This is a genomic window from Moraxella boevrei DSM 14165, from assembly GCF_000379845.1.
GTDB lineage: Bacteria > Pseudomonadota > Gammaproteobacteria > Pseudomonadales > Moraxellaceae > Faucicola > Faucicola boevrei.
The window spans coordinates 1-16,448 of record NZ_KB903774.1 but is presented as its reverse complement, the minus strand read 5'-3'; the positions used below and the strand labels follow the sequence as shown (position 1 = coordinate 16,448).

The following is a 16,448-nucleotide window of genomic DNA, read 5'->3' as shown; positions in this document are numbered from 1 at the left end:
CCAAATTTTAGCCACTTCTTTAATTGGATTTAATCAGATTTAATCAAGTTACAAATTAACTTTTTGGTTGTAAATCAATCACTTGCCCTTTGATATCTATGGTTTCATCACTCATTAAAGCGATGTAGGCGTTGAGCAAGTCTTCAGGAGCCTTGAGCGTGTTCGGGTTTTCGCTCGGATAGGCGGTGGCACGCATTTGGGTGCGAGTTGCCCCTGGATTGATACAGTTAAAACGTAGGCAGGTGGTTTTTTGAGTTTCTTGAGTGAAAATATCGCTCATACCTTCTAAACCCTGTTTGGATAAGGCATACGCTCCCCAAAACGCCCGTGGTTTGGCAACGCCACTGGACGTAAAAATAATCGATGCCGTTTTGGCACTGGTTAACAGCGGAAATAAGGCTTGGGTCAGCATAAATGGGGCGGTAAAGTTGATTTTCATCACCTGTTCAAACGTAATTGGGTCGTACATTTCAAGGGGTGTAAGCGTCCCCAAAACCCCTGCATTGTGCAATAATCCGTCCAAATGTCCAAATTCTCGCTCAATCATAATCGCCAATTCTTGCATCTGTGAAAAAGGGGCTTTTTCTAAATTAAGCGGTAAAATCGCAGGTTTTGCACCACCGTTTTGCTCAATTTCGTCATACACGCTTTCTAGTTTGGATTGGTTTTTACCGAGTAATAACACGGTCGCACCGTAGCGAGCATACGCCAACGCCACGGCTTTGCCAATGCCGTCGCCTGCCCCTGTTACCAAAATATTTTTGCCCGCAAGGCAGTTGTCAGGGGCTTGAAAATGACGGAGTTGTTCGTGGCTGAGCATTGACTTTCCTATGTTTTAAATTTTGATAAATATTTGGTAAAATGATTTAAACTTTAACCGTTTTAGATGATTTTACAAACTCTCTTTGGTGCTTGGCAATCTATCTAACGCACGCTTATCATATTCCACCGCCATGCGTAACGCACGAGCGAACGCCTTAAAGGTGCTTTCAATCTGATGATGACTGTTTTTGCCTTTGAGATTATCAAGATGCACGGTAATCATCGCGTGGTTGACAAAACCATAAAAAAACTCGCTAAACAAATCCACATCAAACCTGCCAATCATCGCTCGTGTAAACGGAATATCCATGTGCAAACCAGGGCGACCTGAAATATCTACTACCGCACGGCTTAGGCTCTCATCAAGCGGTGCATAAAAATGCCCATAACGTACGATGCCTTTTTTGTCGCCAATCGCCTGTTTAAAGGCTTGCCCAAGGGTAATGCCCACGTCTTCCACACTATGGTGGTCGTCAATATGGGTGTCGCCGTTACATTTAATGTCAAGGTCAATCAATCCGTGGCGTTTGATTTGGTCAAGCATATGGTCAAGAAATGGCACGCCAGTGTCAATCGTACCAACCCCTGTACCATCAAGGTTAATAGACACCGTAATTTGGGTTTCGGCGGTGTTGCGTTCTACCGTAGCGGTGCGGGGAGGGTGTAATGGACGCGTTTTCATCGTTATTCCTTATCGCACTTTTTTGTGTTCAGCATCTTTTTCACGTTGTTTGATGACTTTTCGTACTTTGTCACGAGCTCGGTCTTGCTTTAGTTTTGACAAATAATCCACGAACAATTTACCGTTTAGATGGTCCATTTCATGCTGAATACATACTGCAAGCAAACCTTCAGCTTCCAGCTCAAAATCTTCGCCATTACGGTCTTTGGCATTGATTTTTACCTTTTTTGGTCTATCCACTTTATCATAATAATCAGGGATAGACAAACAACCTTCTTCGTAAGTGAATAATTCCTCTACAAGGGGCGTAACCACAGGATTAATGAACACTTGTGGCTGATTGCCGTCTTCGGATAAGTCCATGACGATAAGCTGAACATGCTCGTCAATCTGCGATGCCGCAAGACCAATACCCTTAGCGGTATACATGGTCTGAAACATATCATCAATTAATATTTGTAAATTGGCATCAAAATTTTCTACAGGCTTGGCAATGGTACGTAAGCGTGGGTCAGGGTAATTTAAAATGGTACGAATGGTCATAGCTTCCAACTTTTGTTTAATAATTTATGAAATTCTAACAGAAATTCTGTGCTTATTTTACATCATAAGGGGTATTTTGTCGCTTAACAAGGCGATTTTTTTAAAAATTTTGTTAAATTTTACCAATTAATCCAAAAAAATACGATATTTATAGACAAAGAGTGCCACTTTTGCTAAAAATTATGCTATGCTAAGCCAAATCTTTTACAAAACAAAACGCTTGATGCAAATCCCTGTAACTTTTTTAAAAATTTTTGTAATTTTTGTGAAATTGGGATTAATTTTAGGAACATACCATGAAGCATAGCTTAAAAAAATTAACCACAGGTATCCTTGCGGTTGCCAGTTTAACTTTTGGCTCTCAAGTCTTGGCAAACAACCCTGCACCGACCATCAAAGCCGATGCCCCAAACCGTTATATCGTGAAAAAAGGCGATACGCTTTGGGATATTTCTGGCAAATATTTAAATAAACCTTGGCGTTGGAAAGAGATTTGGGCAACCAATCAACAAATTAAAAATCCGCATTTGATTTATCCAAATGACGTGATTATTTTGTGCGTGATTAAAGGTCAACAACTAATCGGTGTGGATACAGGCGAAGGCTGTGCAGGCTTGGAAAAAGCGATGTCTGCCCCTGCTCCTGCTGAACCACAAAATATCGCAGGGAGCATTCCTGCCATTCCGTTGACAGCGATTGAAGCGTGGCTTGACCGTACCGTGATTGTTAATCCAGAGCATTTTAACACCACACCTTATGTGATTGCCTCAAAAAACAAAAATATCATCACAGGGGCAGGTAATAAAATCTACACCAATGGCGTACCGCTTATCGTGGGACAGCGTTATGGCGTGTATCGTGAAGGCGAGCCGTACATTGATCCGATCAGCAAAAAAGTTATCGGGCTAGAAGTTACCCAAGTGGCATCAGGTGTGGTTACCGATGTGGCAAGCAGTGGCGTATCTAGCATTGAAATCCAAAAATCATTTGGACAAGAAGTGCGTGAAGGCGACCGTGTGTTTGTTGAAGTTGGCAACTACCTACCACCTGCGTTTTACCCAAAACCTGCCCAAGCCAGCCGTGGTGGACGTGTTATCCGTGTGCTAAACTCAATCAGTAGTACAGGACGTGATGGCGTGGTAGCGATTAACCTAGGTTCACGTCAAAATGTGAGTGCAGGTGATGTGTTGACTGTGTTCCAAAAAGGTGCGTTAGTGCAGGATAATTTTGCCCAAGTCAAAGGCGGTGGCGTACGTTTGCCAAGCGAAGAAATCGGTCATGTTATGGTATTTAAAACCTTTGACGATATTAGCTATGCTTATGTGCTAAACGCAGAATTGCCAATTAGCGAAACAGATTATTTAGCAAATCCAAACTAATTGCTAATTGCTAGTTGCTGATTATTAGTAGCAATCGATTGGGTATAAAAAACCTTTTAACAATTCGTTAAAAGGTTTTTATTTTTGATAAATAATTTGCCAAAAATTGAGCCATTAACCAAAAGTTTTTTTCGCTAATTTTGCCACTTCTTGACCTTGGAGTTTTGCTATAGTAAAAGAAATTAATTTTTGTTACGTAAGCCGTTCTCCCTGAGCTTAACGAAGGGCCGGTTTCCCACTTCGCTACGCTTCAATAAATCGCTCAAAAGTCAATCATTGTTAGTAAAAATATAAGAACTTGCCGAATTTTTTACATTTTTTTCTCAAAATTTAGCATGATACCCTATGATGTTTTCATCAACAAAACCACATTTGCTAATAGGATTTATCCTTTAGAAATGTTACAATAACCCAAATTTTTGATAAATGGTAACAGCATGACGACAAATATTACTCAAGACCGCATTTTAATCCTAGATTTTGGCAGCCAGTACAGCCAGCTGATTGCCCGCCGTGTCCGTGAGGCAGGTGTTTATTCTGAAATGTACGCCTACGATATGTCAGCGGACGACATTCGTGCATTCAACCCAAAAGGCATTATCCTATCGGGCGGGCCTGAAAGTGTCCATGAAGAAGGTTCGCCACGTGCTCCACAAATCGTCTTTGAACTTGGTGTGCCTGTTTTGGGCATTTGCTACGGCTTTCAAACAATGTCCGAACAGTTAGGTGGAAAAGTAGAAGCAGGCGAAGTCCACGAATTTGGTTATGCCAAAATTGATGTGGTACAAGCCGACAAACTTTTACAAAACACCCAAGACCAACACAACCAATCACAAGTATGGATGAGTCATGGCGACAAAGTTACTCAACTGGCGGACGGATTTACCGTAACATCTAGCACGCCAAGCTGTGCTTTTGCGTCAGCGAGTGATGAAAAGCGTCAATTTTATGGCGTACAATTTCACCCAGAAGTGACCCACACCGACAAGAGCGAAACCTTAATCTCAAATTTCGTGCATGCCATTTGTGGCTGTGGCAATGCGTGGAATAGTGAGAATATCATTGAGCTTCGTATTAAACAACTTCAAGAACAAATCGGCGACAATCAAGTGCTTTTGGGCTTATCAGGCGGTGTGGATTCATCGGTGGTGGCAGCGTTACTGCATAAAGCGATTGGCGACAAATTGACCTGCGTATTTGTGGACAACGGTTTGCTTCGCTTAAATGAAGGCGATGCAGTGATGCAAATGTTTGCCGACAACATGGGCATTAAAGTGATTCGTGCAGATGCTGAGAGTCGCTTTTTGACCGCTTTGGCAGGGATTACCGACCCTGAGTCCAAACGCAAAATCATCGGACGAGAGTTTATTGAAGTATTTTCCGAAGAAGCTCGTAAGTTAGACAGTATCAAGTTTTTGGCACAAGGCACGATTTACCCTGATGTCATTGAATCCGCCAAAACCAAAAACGGCAAGGCGCATGTCATCAAATCGCACCACAATGTCGGCGGGTTGCCCGATGATCTGGCGTTTGAGCTGGTGGAGCCTTTGCGTGATTTATTTAAAGATGAAGTGCGAAAACTGGGCGTGGTACTAGGCATTCCTGCCCATATGATTTATCGCCACCCATTCCCAGGCCCGGGGCTTGGCGTGCGGATTTTGGGTGAAGTGAAAAAAGAATATGCCGATATTTTGCGTCTTGCCGATGATATTTTTATACAAGAATTGCGTGCATCTGGCTGGTATGACAAGACCGCCCAAGCCTTTGCCGTGTTTCAGCCTGTCAAATCGGTGGGCGTGGTTGGCGATGGCAGACGTTATGCGTGGGTGATTGCGTTGAGAGCAGTGGAGACAGTGGATTTTATGACCGCTCGTTTTGCCCACTTGCCATATGATTTGGTGGATAAAATCTCCACGCGTATTATGAATGAAATCCGTGATGTCTCTCGTGTGGTCTATGATGTGTCCAGCAAACCGCCTGCGACGATTGAGTGGGAATGATTTAAGTTATTGATTTTTAATAATAAACAGTCAAGAAATCGGTGGTTTTTTAATATTTATTATTTAATTATATAATAAAAATTATTTTTTTTATAATAAAAAATATGTTTACTTGTAATTTTTAATATTGTATAATGACCATATCTTTCACCGTAAGATATATTTTTAAATATCCCAATAGCCACAGGAGCTTGTTATGAGTTTTATTGAACGTCAGCTTAAAGAACAAAACCAACGCAATCAAGATAAAATAACCCTAAGTATCCGTATTTCTGTGAAACAAGATTTGATTTTACAAGAACTTGCAGATAGCTTGGAAATTACTCGTCAAGAAATTATCACTCGTTTGATTCAAGATTATATTGTGAATGAATGGGAAGAAGTTTATTCAAAAGATGCAGATAATCCAACTGATGAGAATGTAGCAGAAGACACTCAAAAAGTTCGCTATTATTTGTTAAATACAAATAGTGTCAATGATATTGATGACCATAATTTTATGTTAAAAAATCAATATGCAGCAGCATTTGAGGACGGTTATAAAGAAAAAATTTGTCGCTTTAAAAAGGGCGATTTCGTCTTTTTATATGCTTCAGGGCAAGGGATTGTTGGTTACGGTACGGCGACTGGAGAGGTTGAAAAAACCCACCATTATGGTATTGAGGATAAAACCTATTTCCAAAAATTAGATAATTTTGTGGATTTGACACACAGTCCGATTAATGCTCGTAACATTAAATCAATTCTAGGGCGTTCATTTCCGTTTGCTTCAACGCTGTCCAAAATTTTTGATGGTCACAAGATTATTGAATTTATTGAACAACATCAATTAGCCAATCAACAAAAATAAACAGATAAAACAAAAACCACTTGCAACCTAACAAGTGGTTTTCGTGTTTATCAATCAATCATCTTAACTTGGCTTTTATGGATATAACCTTCCACCACATGATTATCCTGCTTGCTGTCGCCTTGGTTAGTATAAAGTAACCAATTACCTTCAGTCATTTGTGGATTGACAAAAAACGTCTTGCCCGTCGGTAATGTTGTCTCAACGCTACGTTCTGTCATTGGTAAGATTTGAGAACTCGTACGCACATTAGCATAACCATCTGGGCTGATAACCTGATATTTTTTGGCAATGTAACCTTGTGAGTTATGCACATAGCCTGTCATTCCGTTCATGTCTAACTTATACCAGTTACCACTTTTCCCTGTGATTTTGTAAATTTGGCTGTCAAAATCAAGCTTTGTTAAAACTTGGCTATCAGTTGTTGGTTTTGCTCGCACATTTACATGATTATCACATTCCACATCTGCCATAAAATAATCGGTAGCATGCGTAAATTGGGCTAAAAATAGGCTGATAATAAGGGATAATTTGTTCATAAAACATCCTTTTGACAAAATATTTTAGCAGATTTAAGCTTCAATTAAAACACCATCTTAATCCCAATGCCGATTAACACCAATCCGCCAAAAATTTCTGCTTTGCTTTCTAAAACTGTGCCTGATTTTTGCCCTAAAAACACGCCAAACCCACTCAACACACCCGTTACCAACACAATCACTGCACACGCTACATATGCATTGATGTCAATTAGATTTAAAGTGAAACCTGCCACCACCGCATCAATACTGGTTGCAATCGCCAATATCATCATGGTTTTATGCGAAATGATTACCACCTTATCGTCAGCCTCATCGTCATGCTTCACCCCTTCGTAAAGCATTTTTGTCCCAAGTCCGCATAAAATCAGGCACGAAATTATCGGAGCAAGCCAAAAAATCTTATCCAACACCGAGCGTCCTGCCAAATAGCCAATGAGTGGCATCATGCCTTGAAACATCCCAAAATACAGTCCTGCTAATAACGCCACTTTGCCGATATGTCGATGCGGTTTTGCCCCAAGCCCGATCTCCACCGCAAACGCATCCATTGACAATGCAACCGCCAATAATAAAAGTTCAAGCATAATCCACCTGTGGCTACAAAAACCGCTGACAAAAGCAGTTCCTTGGCTAAAATTAGGTGAATTTTAACACATTTGATAAAAAATTACTTTTTTAAATCCTAGATTGTAAATGAGTGCTTATTCGGTGCTAATCACAGATTTGTGTTGGATTTTTTGCCAAAATTTTTCATGAAAGAAAAATGCAACTGTGTTAATCGCAGGTTCAACCAATGCCATTAAACTACCAATCAATACACTACCAGTTAACATATACGCCACACTAAACGCCACACAAAAATGTAATACTGCAAATGACACCGTTTTTGTCATGGCTTGACGGTTATGAGTTTTCGTGACAAATTGTAAGGTTTTTTGAATAGGAATATTTGGCGACATGGTTTTTCTCTTTTAATTGATAACATTTATCATTATTCTATAGTTTTTGATAAAGATCCAGTCTTTATTGTCAATTTTTACTATTTGTTTTTTAAATTAATTTTTATTTTTTAATAAAAAAACCAAAACATAAAGGTTTTGGTTTCGTTTGATAAAACAATGCTTAAATATCCAAATTGGTTACCGTCAAGGCATTTTCTTCAATAAAGGCACGGCGTGGCTCAACGTCATCACCCATCAAACACGAAAATAAATGGTCGGCGGCAATCGCATCTTCTATGGTGACTTTTAGCATATGGCGATTTTCTGGGTCCATTGTGGTTTCCCAAAGTTGGTCGGCATTCATCTCGCCCAAGCCTTTATAACGCTGAATGGACAAGCCACGGCGTGCATCATTCATGATAAATTGCCACAGATACGCCATGTCTACAATTGGCAGTTTTTTGTCGGCTTTGGCGATGTAGGCGGTGTCTGATAACACGTCTTTCCACTGTGATGTCAAACGGTGCAAACGGCTATATTCGCCAGAACCGATAAAGCTGGTATCTAGCAAATATTGCTGTGGTAACTGATGCACATAAATCGTCAAACGTGGCAAATAATACGCCACTTGGTTGTCGCCGTCTTGTTTGTGGAAAGTTTCTAATGCCACTTGTGGGTTAAAGTTGGGCGACGTTTTTAACAATTCTGCTTTGATTTGCTCTGTCCAATCTCGCATTTCTTGTTCATTTTCAATACTTTGTAAACTGATTTTTGGTACAACCGCCAATGCGTCCAAAATACTGGCTGGATATTTTAATTGCAAACGATTTTTTACTGCTTGGGTTTGGTTATAATCGTTTAGTAACGTTTCTAAGGCTTGACCTGTGATGGCAGGTGTGCCGTCGCTTAAATGTAACTGGGTTTCGTCAATCGTTGACGACAACAGATAGGCTTTTAACGCTTCATCGTCTTTTAAATATAGTTCTTGGCGGTTCTTTTTCACCTTGTACAAAGGCGGTTGGGCGATATAAATATGCCCACGCTCCAACAATTCAGGGGTTTGGCGGAAAAAGAAAGTCAACAGCAAGGTACGAATGTGCGAGCCGTCCACGTCTGCATCGGTCATGATAATGATTTTGTGATAACGCAATTTATCAGGATTGTACTCATCTTTGCCAATGCCTGTGCCAAGTGCAGTAATCAGCGTGCCAACTTCGGCTGACGACAGCATTTTGTCAAATCTGGCACGTTCCACGTTTAAGATTTTACCTTTTAATGGCAAAATCGCTTGGGTTTTACGGCTTCTGCCTTGTTTGGCAGAACCACCTGCCGAGTCCCCTTCCACAATGTAAAGTTCAGATAAGGCAGGGTCCTTTTCTTGACAATCCGCCAATTTTCCGGGTAAGCCTGCGATGTCCAAACTGGTTTTACGGCGAGTCATTTCACGGGCTTTGCGGGCGGCTTCACGAGCTCGAGCAGCGTCAATGATTTTACTGGCAATTGCCTTACCTGCGTTGGGGTTTTCTAGCAAATATTCGCTAAATTTGGCGTGCATGGCAGATTCTACCGCCGATTTAACTTCGCTAGAAACAAGCTTGTCTTTGGTTTGGCTGGAAAATTTTGGGTCAGGTACCTTGACCGACACAATGGCGGTCAAGCCTTCTCGTGCATCATCACCCGAGATTTGCACTTTTTCTTTTTTTATCAGATTTTCGCTTTCCATGTAGCTGTTTAAGCCACGTGTCAAAGCCGAACGAAAGCCTGATAAATGCGTGCCACCGTCTTTTTGTGGAATATTATTGGTAAAACATAAGACTTTTTCATTATAGCTATCTGTCCATTGTAATGCCACTTCCACGCTGATGCCATCATCTTGCTCGCTAGTAAAATGGAACACGTCGTTTAAGCCTGTTTTACCTGCATTGATAAACTGGATAAACTCAGACAAACCACCTGCGTGTTCAAATTCATGGTGTTTATCCGTGCGTTCATCCACCAACACAATGCGTACGCCAGAATTTAAAAATGACAATTCACGCAAACGTTTTGCCAAAATTTCATAGTCAAAAATCGTGCCTGAAAAGGTTTTACTACTTGGATAAAAACGGATTTGCGTACCTGTTTTATCAGTAGTTTCTAGCTGTTGGATTTCTTCTAACGGAGCACCATTGCTATAAGTTTGGCGATAATGATAGCCTTGTCGCCAAATTTCCAAAATCAACTTTTCTGATAACGCATTGACCACAGACACGCCCACACCGTGCAAACCGCCTGATACTTTATAAGAGTTATCGTCAAACTTACCACCTGCGTGCAAAATCGTCAAAATCACCTGAGCCGCCGATACGCCTTCTTCTGGGTGAATGTCCACAGGAATGCCACGTCCATTGTCCTTGACCGACACTGACTCATCTTCATGGATAGTAATGGTAATCTCATCGCAATGCCCAGCTAAGGCTTCATCGATGGCGTTGTCCACCACTTCAAACACCATATGGTGCAAGCCTGTGCCGTCATCGGTATCACCGATGTACATACCGGGGCGGACTTGCACGGCTTCTAGCCCACGCAACACACGGATACTATCCGAGCCGTAATCGTCTTGTTTGTTGGGAATTTGGGTGTTGTCAGTCATAGTGACTCCATTTTTTATTCATTTAAAATCAATGATTTAAATAAAAAGAATTTAGAAAAATTTGGTTGTTTTTTTATGCAAAAAATATCTTTCTATTTTAGCAAAAAATGGGCTAAAAGTCATGTATTATCGGATTTTCGGTGGATTTTTTATCACAATTTTTTTGCCAATAGTGGATATCAAATTTAGAAAAATAATTAATCTTGGTGCAAATTTAACGCTCAAGATATTTGTATAAAAAATGTAGAAATAAAACTAAATTAATAACAAACACTTAGCTAATTTTTTTAGCAAAATGATGCTATTTTTCACCGCAAAAACCTTGCTAAAATTTGAATAATTGTCAATGATTTGTTAAGGTTAATCCTTCATAAAATTTTTTTATGGATTTTTTTAAATATTTGACCATAAAAAAATTTTTGGTTTTTTGGCAAATGTCTAACTTTTAGAAAAGTTTTATTTAAATAATTTAAAAAAAGGAGTGATGATGTCTTTGACAAGATTTTTAACCGAAAAATCATCATTCAATATGCTAGTAACCAGCGTGACGCTACTTATGGTATTAAGCCTTGTGGCGGTGACGCTACTGTTGCCCCAGCAGATGAATGATGTGTTAAATATAGCTAAGGCGGGGATTTTTAAAAATTTTGCATGGTTTTATATCCTTGTTTTTTCAGTATTTTTATTTTTTATGCTCTTTACGGCGTTAAGTCAGTTTGGTGATGTCAAGCTCGGTGCGGATGAAGAAGTACCCGAATTTAGCTTTATGTCGTGGCTTGCCATGTTGTTTGCTGCGGGTATGGGTGTGGGTCTGATGTTCTTTGGGGTTGCAGAACCATTGTCACATTTTACAGGCAGTATTTCTACAGGCAGTGCTGAAAACCAAGCCAAAGAAGCGTTATTACACACCACATTTCATTGGGGCTTGCACGCTTGGGCGATGTATGGTGTAATTTCGCTTGCTCTGGCGTATTTTGGTTTTCGTTACAAATTACCACTGGCGTTGCGGTCGTGTTTTTATCCGTTGTTAAAAGATAAAATTCATGGCAAATTGGGCGATGCCATTGATATTTTGGCACTGATTGCGACCTTATTTGGGATTATTACCACGCTTGGCTACGGTTCGGCTCAAATGGGGTCTGGACTCGTGGAGATGGGCTGGGTGCCGGAAAACGGTTTTGGCTTGCAGATTGTGGTGATTGCGGTTGTGATGATACTGGCGGTCGGTTCGGCGATTAGCGGTGTTGGTAAAGGCGTAAAAATCTTATCAGAAACTAACTTAGTTTTGGCGATTTGCCTATTATTATTTGTACTAGGGACAGGTCCGACATTATATTTATTGGGTGCGTTTAGTGATAATTTAGGTGCATATTTTGGCAATGTGTTAGAATTAAGTTTTAAAACTTATACCTATGAGCCTGATAATGTTAAATGGTTTAATGATTGGACGGTAATTTATTGGGCGTGGTGGTGTTCGTGGGCACCGTTTGTTGGTTTGTTTATCGCTCGTATTTCTCGTGGACGTACTATCCGTGAGTTTGTCTTCGGAATTTTGACCATTCCGACGATTTTTAGTATTTTATGGTTTACTGTGTTTGGTAATGGGGCGATTTGGCTCGATACCCACGTAGCAAATGGGGCATTATCCGCCCTCACAGGCTCGCCTGATGTGTTGTTATTTCGATTTTTGGATTATTTGCCGTTGTCAGGTTTGACCAGTATTGTGGCACTAATCAGTATTGGGTTGTTTTTTATCACATCAGCGGACTCAGGTATTTATGTGTTAAATAATATCGCTTCTCGTGATAAAAGTTTGACAAGTCCTGCTTGGCAAGCGATTTTGTGGGGTGTGCTGATGTCGGTGGTCGCCATTGTTCTGATGAAATCAGGCGGATTAGGAGCACTCCAAAGCGTAACCATGATTGCTGCATTGCCATTTGCCCTGCTGATGTTGGTGATGTGCATTAGTTTATGGTATGCCTTAATTGCCGACCATAAATATTTTAACAGTGGCTTTACAGCAAGTTCAGCGACTTGGACGGGCGATAAATGGAAACATCGTCTAAATGCCATGCTAAACCAAACCGCCGAAAAAGATATTTTAGCCTTTTTAAAAACCACCGCCTTGCCTGCCATGCGTGAGCTAAGTGATGAGTTAAACAATAAATACGGCTTAAATGTCTCGGTAAATGCCTTATTTGACCAAACAGAACCTGCGGTAGAGTTGGTCATTCATCAATCTTCGGTGCGTGATTTTATGTACGGTATTCGATCGGTAAGTAGTGAAGTGGCGGAGAGTTTGTTAAAAGATGAGCATTTGCCCCATTTACAAAATGCTGAAATTTATCGTCCGATTACTTACTTTTTTGATGGACGTTTAGGTTATGAAGTGCATTATATGACCAAAAACGAAGTCATTAGCGACATTTTAAAACATTATGAGCGTTATCTGTCGCTTATGGGCGATGTCGGTCAACAAATTATGGCACATGAACAGACGGAGCTTGCAGAATAATTTTCTTGCTAAACATAAAAAAAGACGGCTTTGGTCGTCTTTTTTTTTAATCATACAAAAGCAAAGCTTTATTGATTTTTTGCAAAAAAAATTAGTCAAAGCCCATTATTGTTAATGAGCTTTATTCATTGGGTTAAAAGTTTAAATTGTGAAAAATTAAATCACTTTCTCTACGCTAAATCCCAATTTTTCTAGCATTTCGCCTTTATCATTTGGGGCAAGGGTCGCTTTGACAAAGGATTTATCTTTGAGATAAGCTTTTGCCACACGTTGCAAATCGTCCAGTTTTACCGCCAAAATTTTGGCTCGCATGGCTTGTTGCCAAGCTTTGTTGCGTCCGTGTAGTTCGGCAAAAAGGGCTTTTACCGCCTCACCTGCAGGACTTGCAGGTTTATCCATGCCCGCCATAATACCCAAAATCGCCTCTTCAATCCACAAATCAGTATTTTTATCAACTTTTTGTTCAAATAACCAGTCAATACTTGCCAAAAAGTCAGCAAAAGTCGCCTCACAACGTGGGTCTCGGTAACTGTAAAATTTAAACGCACAGGCATTGCTATCGTAGCTCGCTCCACCGCCATATGCTCCGCCTGTTTCACGAATAGCACGGTGCAAATAGTTGTTTCGCAGAACTGCTGATAATACCATAAAAGCAGGTGCATCGTCATGCTCGGCAGGTACGGCAGAAAATACCATCGCATTATGAAATACATTGGTCTGTGCAAGCCAAGCAATATGACGATTGTCAGTATTTATATCTTGATTTTGCAACAGATGTTCGCTTGATACGATAGAATCTTGCCAACTTTGTTCAATATTTTGTTTTAACATCGGTAAATGTTCTTTTTCGGCAACGATTAACACTTGTTTTGGCAAGGTTTTGATAACAGCGTGCAACTTGGTTAATCGTGTTTGTAAATCTTGCCAAAGCTCTGGTTTTTCTTCTGCCTCTTGCAAAAAATTGGTCAAACGATTTAACGCAGGTAAACCACCATTCATATATTCTAAACGGCTGATTTTACTCATGTTTCTGCTTGCTGTTTGCAGGGCATAGGCGTGTCCAGAATTGGCAAGACGAGATTGCCAGCTCATTTGTTTTTGGGTTAGAAGTTCGCTAATACGCTCGGTTTCGCTAAAAATCGTATCATTTAACACCATTTTTAACAGCTCAATTGCATCGGTTTTTCGGCTTAACGAACGAGTGGCAAATACCAAAAAACTGTCCATTTTTTCAGGGTCAGTCGGTGAAGTGCGTTGGCTGACTCGCACGGTTACACCGCTAGAGTGGCGAGCTTGCAGGGCTTGAAAACTGCGTGCATCATAGTCTTTTGTACCAACTTCGCTGATTAAAGTCAGATAACTTGGCAAATCTGGGTGATTGATAATCGCCTCATGTTTATCTAGTGGTAAAATGACCTGATAATAATACAAACCATTCGTTCCTGCTTCATACTCATACAACGTACTATCTTGACCACTTAAACGGATTGGCAACGCTTTACCCTCTTTAAAGCTGATGTGGGTTGGTATATCCTGTAAATCCACTTTTGGTAACAAATTCACATCGTCTATCATCGCCTGACGTTCGGCTAAATCTTTGGCAAATTGTTGTAATTGTTCACGTTTTTTATCGTCCAAACTTTCAGCAATTTTTGCCAATTTATCTTGTTCGTCTTTGGCAAGTTGGGCGTTTTTTGTGTCATCAGGCACAAGGGTCAAAAGCACTCGGTGCGGGTTGTCAAGCAAATGTTCTTTGATTAAGTTGCTGATAAATTTAGGATTTTTGGCTTGTTCGGCAAGCCATGTTAAATTGTCATCAATATCCCATACGTCAATTGGATTGCCATCATGAATGGCTGTGCTAAATCCTTCTAGAATCAGATTTAAGCCATACGGCATACTATCGCCACCGATGTGACGTTGGTCAATTTCAATTTGATGTAAAATTGTTTCAATTTCATCTTCAGAAACAGGATTATCGGCGAGCTGTTGCAACAACGCTAAAATACCTTGTTCAATCGCTTGTGCGTGCTGGGGTTCAGAGCCTCGCACTCCTGCATAAAATACCATTTGATAATGGCTGTCGTCCAATCCCAAAATCGGCGTGGGAGCAGAAGCAAGCTCATGACTTTCCAAATACGCACGCAATGGCGAGCCAGAATGCTCCACCAAAATCCCCTCAAGCAAGCGTAACGCAAGGCGTTGTTTTGCATCCAAAATAGTTGGAAGTAGCCATGCCATCAGGTGATGGGTTTGTTTTGGTTTAATGCTATCCACACTATAGCTTTCTTGCACGGCAATCGGTTTGCTTAATGTTTGTTCAAGTACCGAATGATGTTTATGCCCTTTGCCAAAGGTTTTTTCGCCTACTGCCAGTGCATCATTATGTAATTTTTCCTGAATATCTTTTACATCAATATTACCAAAACTCATCACAACCGCATTGCTTGGGTGATAGTGGCTTTGGTGAAATGCAACCAAATCTTCATGGGTTAAATCGGTAATCGCAGACGGTTCACCGCCAGAATTATAGTGATAAGTAGTGGTTGGAAACAGATGACGAGCCATGGTATGATAAAGTTGGTCAATCTCGCCACTCATCGCCCCTTTCATCTCATTAAATACAATGCCTTTAAATTCAGGATTGCCATTGTCATCAAGTTCCACACGAATGCCCTCTTGAGCAAAATCTAGTGGATTTAAATTTGGGAAAAAAGTTGCGTCCAAATAAACAGATAATAAATTAAAATAATCTTTACGATTTTGACTGGCAAATGGATAAGCCGTCCAATCAGAAGCGGTAAACGCATTCATAAAAGTATTAAGAGAACGTTTAATCATGCTAAAAAATGGGTCTCGTACAGGATATTTTTGCGAACCGCACAAACTGGTATGTTCCAAAATATGTGCCTCACCCTTATCCGTCATCGGTTGCGTGCGAAAACCAATCAAAAACGCATTTTCATCACTGGGGTATGCCAAATGATAATGGATTAGCCCTGTGTTAATATGTTCACTGACAATGATATTTAAAGACAAAGCGTCGATACGATGATGACTAACTTGGGTAAAATTGGGGTTTAACGTAAGATTGGGCTGAAAAGACATTATTTATCCTATATTATTGGTAAAAATCTAAAAAAGTTAACTTATAATGGGGCAAATAAAGCATTTTATCAAACTTTTTCACAAAAAAATCCAAAAATAACACCAATATCAAAATCAAACCTAAAACAACTAAAAAAATAAAAATTATAATTCTTTAAAAACAATAATTTAGAAACCAACCCAACAAAAAACCCGATTTTTTTCACAAAAACTGCTTGACTGGAATTAAAAAGACTATATAATACGCACCCACGATAGGGGCAAAGCGAAAGTATAAGGTATAGCGAGCTTTCTTTCAAAGAGAAATCTTTTTTATATTAAATATTTATTTTTTTTTAAAAAAGAAAATAAAAAAAAGCATAAAAAAGAAAACAAAAAAAGCGAAAAAAGTTCTTGACAGCTTAAAAAACTGTGATAGAATATGCGACCTA

12 protein-coding genes are annotated in these 16,448 nt (G+C 40.0%); 4 read left to right on the top strand and 8 right to left on the bottom strand.

From position 1 onward, the window contains the following. Positions 1-55 precede the first annotated feature (55 nt). The 3 genes from A3G3_RS0103190 to def form a co-directional block, all read right to left on the bottom strand. Entirely contained in the window at positions 56-820 is a 765-nt protein-coding gene (locus A3G3_RS0103190; RefSeq protein ID WP_019519102.1) for a YciK family oxidoreductase, read from the bottom strand. 72 nt (positions 821-892) lie between these two features. Next, positions 893-1,504, bottom strand: a complete 612-nt coding sequence (hisB, locus tag A3G3_RS0103185; RefSeq protein WP_019519101.1) for an imidazoleglycerol-phosphate dehydratase HisB — start codon at positions 1,502-1,504, stop codon at positions 893-895. A gap of 9 nt (positions 1,505-1,513) precedes the next feature. Continuing rightward, positions 1,514-2,047: a peptide deformylase gene (def, locus tag A3G3_RS0103180; RefSeq protein ID WP_019519100.1), complete on the bottom strand. Its 534-nt coding sequence runs from the start codon at positions 2,045-2,047 to the stop codon at positions 1,514-1,516. Between the two features lie 296 nt (positions 2,048-2,343). Here def and A3G3_RS0103170 point away from each other — a divergent pair, with 296 nt between their 5' ends. The 3 genes from A3G3_RS0103170 to A3G3_RS0103160 all read left to right on the top strand — a co-directional run bounded on the left by A3G3_RS0103170 (position 2,344) and on the right by A3G3_RS0103160 (position 6,276). Then, positions 2,344-3,426, top strand: coding sequence for a LysM peptidoglycan-binding domain-containing protein (locus A3G3_RS0103170; protein ID WP_019519098.1), 1,083 nt, complete (start codon positions 2,344-2,346; stop codon positions 3,424-3,426). 437 nt (positions 3,427-3,863) lie between these two features. After that, positions 3,864-5,426: a glutamine-hydrolyzing GMP synthase gene (gene guaA / locus A3G3_RS0103165; protein ID WP_019519097.1), complete on the top strand. Its 1,563-nt coding sequence runs from the start codon at positions 3,864-3,866 to the stop codon at positions 5,424-5,426. 196 nt (positions 5,427-5,622) lie between these two features. After that, positions 5,623-6,276 carry a hypothetical protein gene (locus A3G3_RS0103160; RefSeq protein WP_019519096.1) on the top strand — a complete coding sequence of 218 codons (654 nt, stop codon included), beginning with the start codon at positions 5,623-5,625 and terminating at the stop codon, positions 6,274-6,276. Positions 6,277-6,326: 50 nt separating this feature from the next. Here A3G3_RS0103160 and A3G3_RS0103155 read toward each other — a convergent pair whose 3' ends face one another. The 4 genes from A3G3_RS0103155 to gyrB form a co-directional block, all read right to left on the bottom strand. Then, positions 6,327-6,815 carry an SH3 domain-containing protein gene (locus A3G3_RS0103155; RefSeq protein WP_019519095.1) on the bottom strand — a complete coding sequence of 163 codons (489 nt, stop codon included), beginning with the start codon at positions 6,813-6,815 and terminating at the stop codon, positions 6,327-6,329. Between the two features lie 44 nt (positions 6,816-6,859). Continuing rightward, positions 6,860-7,402: a manganese efflux pump MntP gene (locus tag A3G3_RS0103150; RefSeq protein ID WP_019519094.1), complete on the bottom strand. Its 543-nt coding sequence runs from the start codon at positions 7,400-7,402 to the stop codon at positions 6,860-6,862. Positions 7,403-7,519: 117 nt separating this feature from the next. Further along, a complete protein-coding gene (locus A3G3_RS0103145; RefSeq protein WP_019519093.1) occupies positions 7,520-7,777 on the bottom strand; it encodes a DUF2061 domain-containing protein in 258 nt (85 codons plus the stop codon). Between the two features lie 163 nt (positions 7,778-7,940). Continuing rightward, positions 7,941-10,394, bottom strand: a complete 2,454-nt coding sequence (gyrB, locus tag A3G3_RS0103140; RefSeq protein WP_019519092.1) for a DNA topoisomerase (ATP-hydrolyzing) subunit B — start codon at positions 10,392-10,394, stop codon at positions 7,941-7,943. A 487-nt stretch (positions 10,395-10,881) separates the two neighbouring features. Here gyrB and A3G3_RS0103125 point away from each other — a divergent pair, with 487 nt between their 5' ends. Continuing rightward, a complete protein-coding gene (locus A3G3_RS0103125) occupies positions 10,882-12,909 on the top strand; it encodes a BCCT family transporter (RefSeq protein ID WP_019519090.1) in 2,028 nt (675 codons plus the stop codon). Between the two features lie 156 nt (positions 12,910-13,065). On the opposite strand, the gene A3G3_RS0103120 is transcribed toward A3G3_RS0103125, so the two are convergent. After that, the gene (locus A3G3_RS0103120; protein WP_019519089.1) at positions 13,066-16,017 is read right to left on the bottom strand and encodes an insulinase family protein; all 2,952 of its coding nucleotides are present in this window, start codon (positions 16,015-16,017) and stop codon (positions 13,066-13,068) included. Positions 16,018-16,448 lie beyond the last annotated feature (431 nt).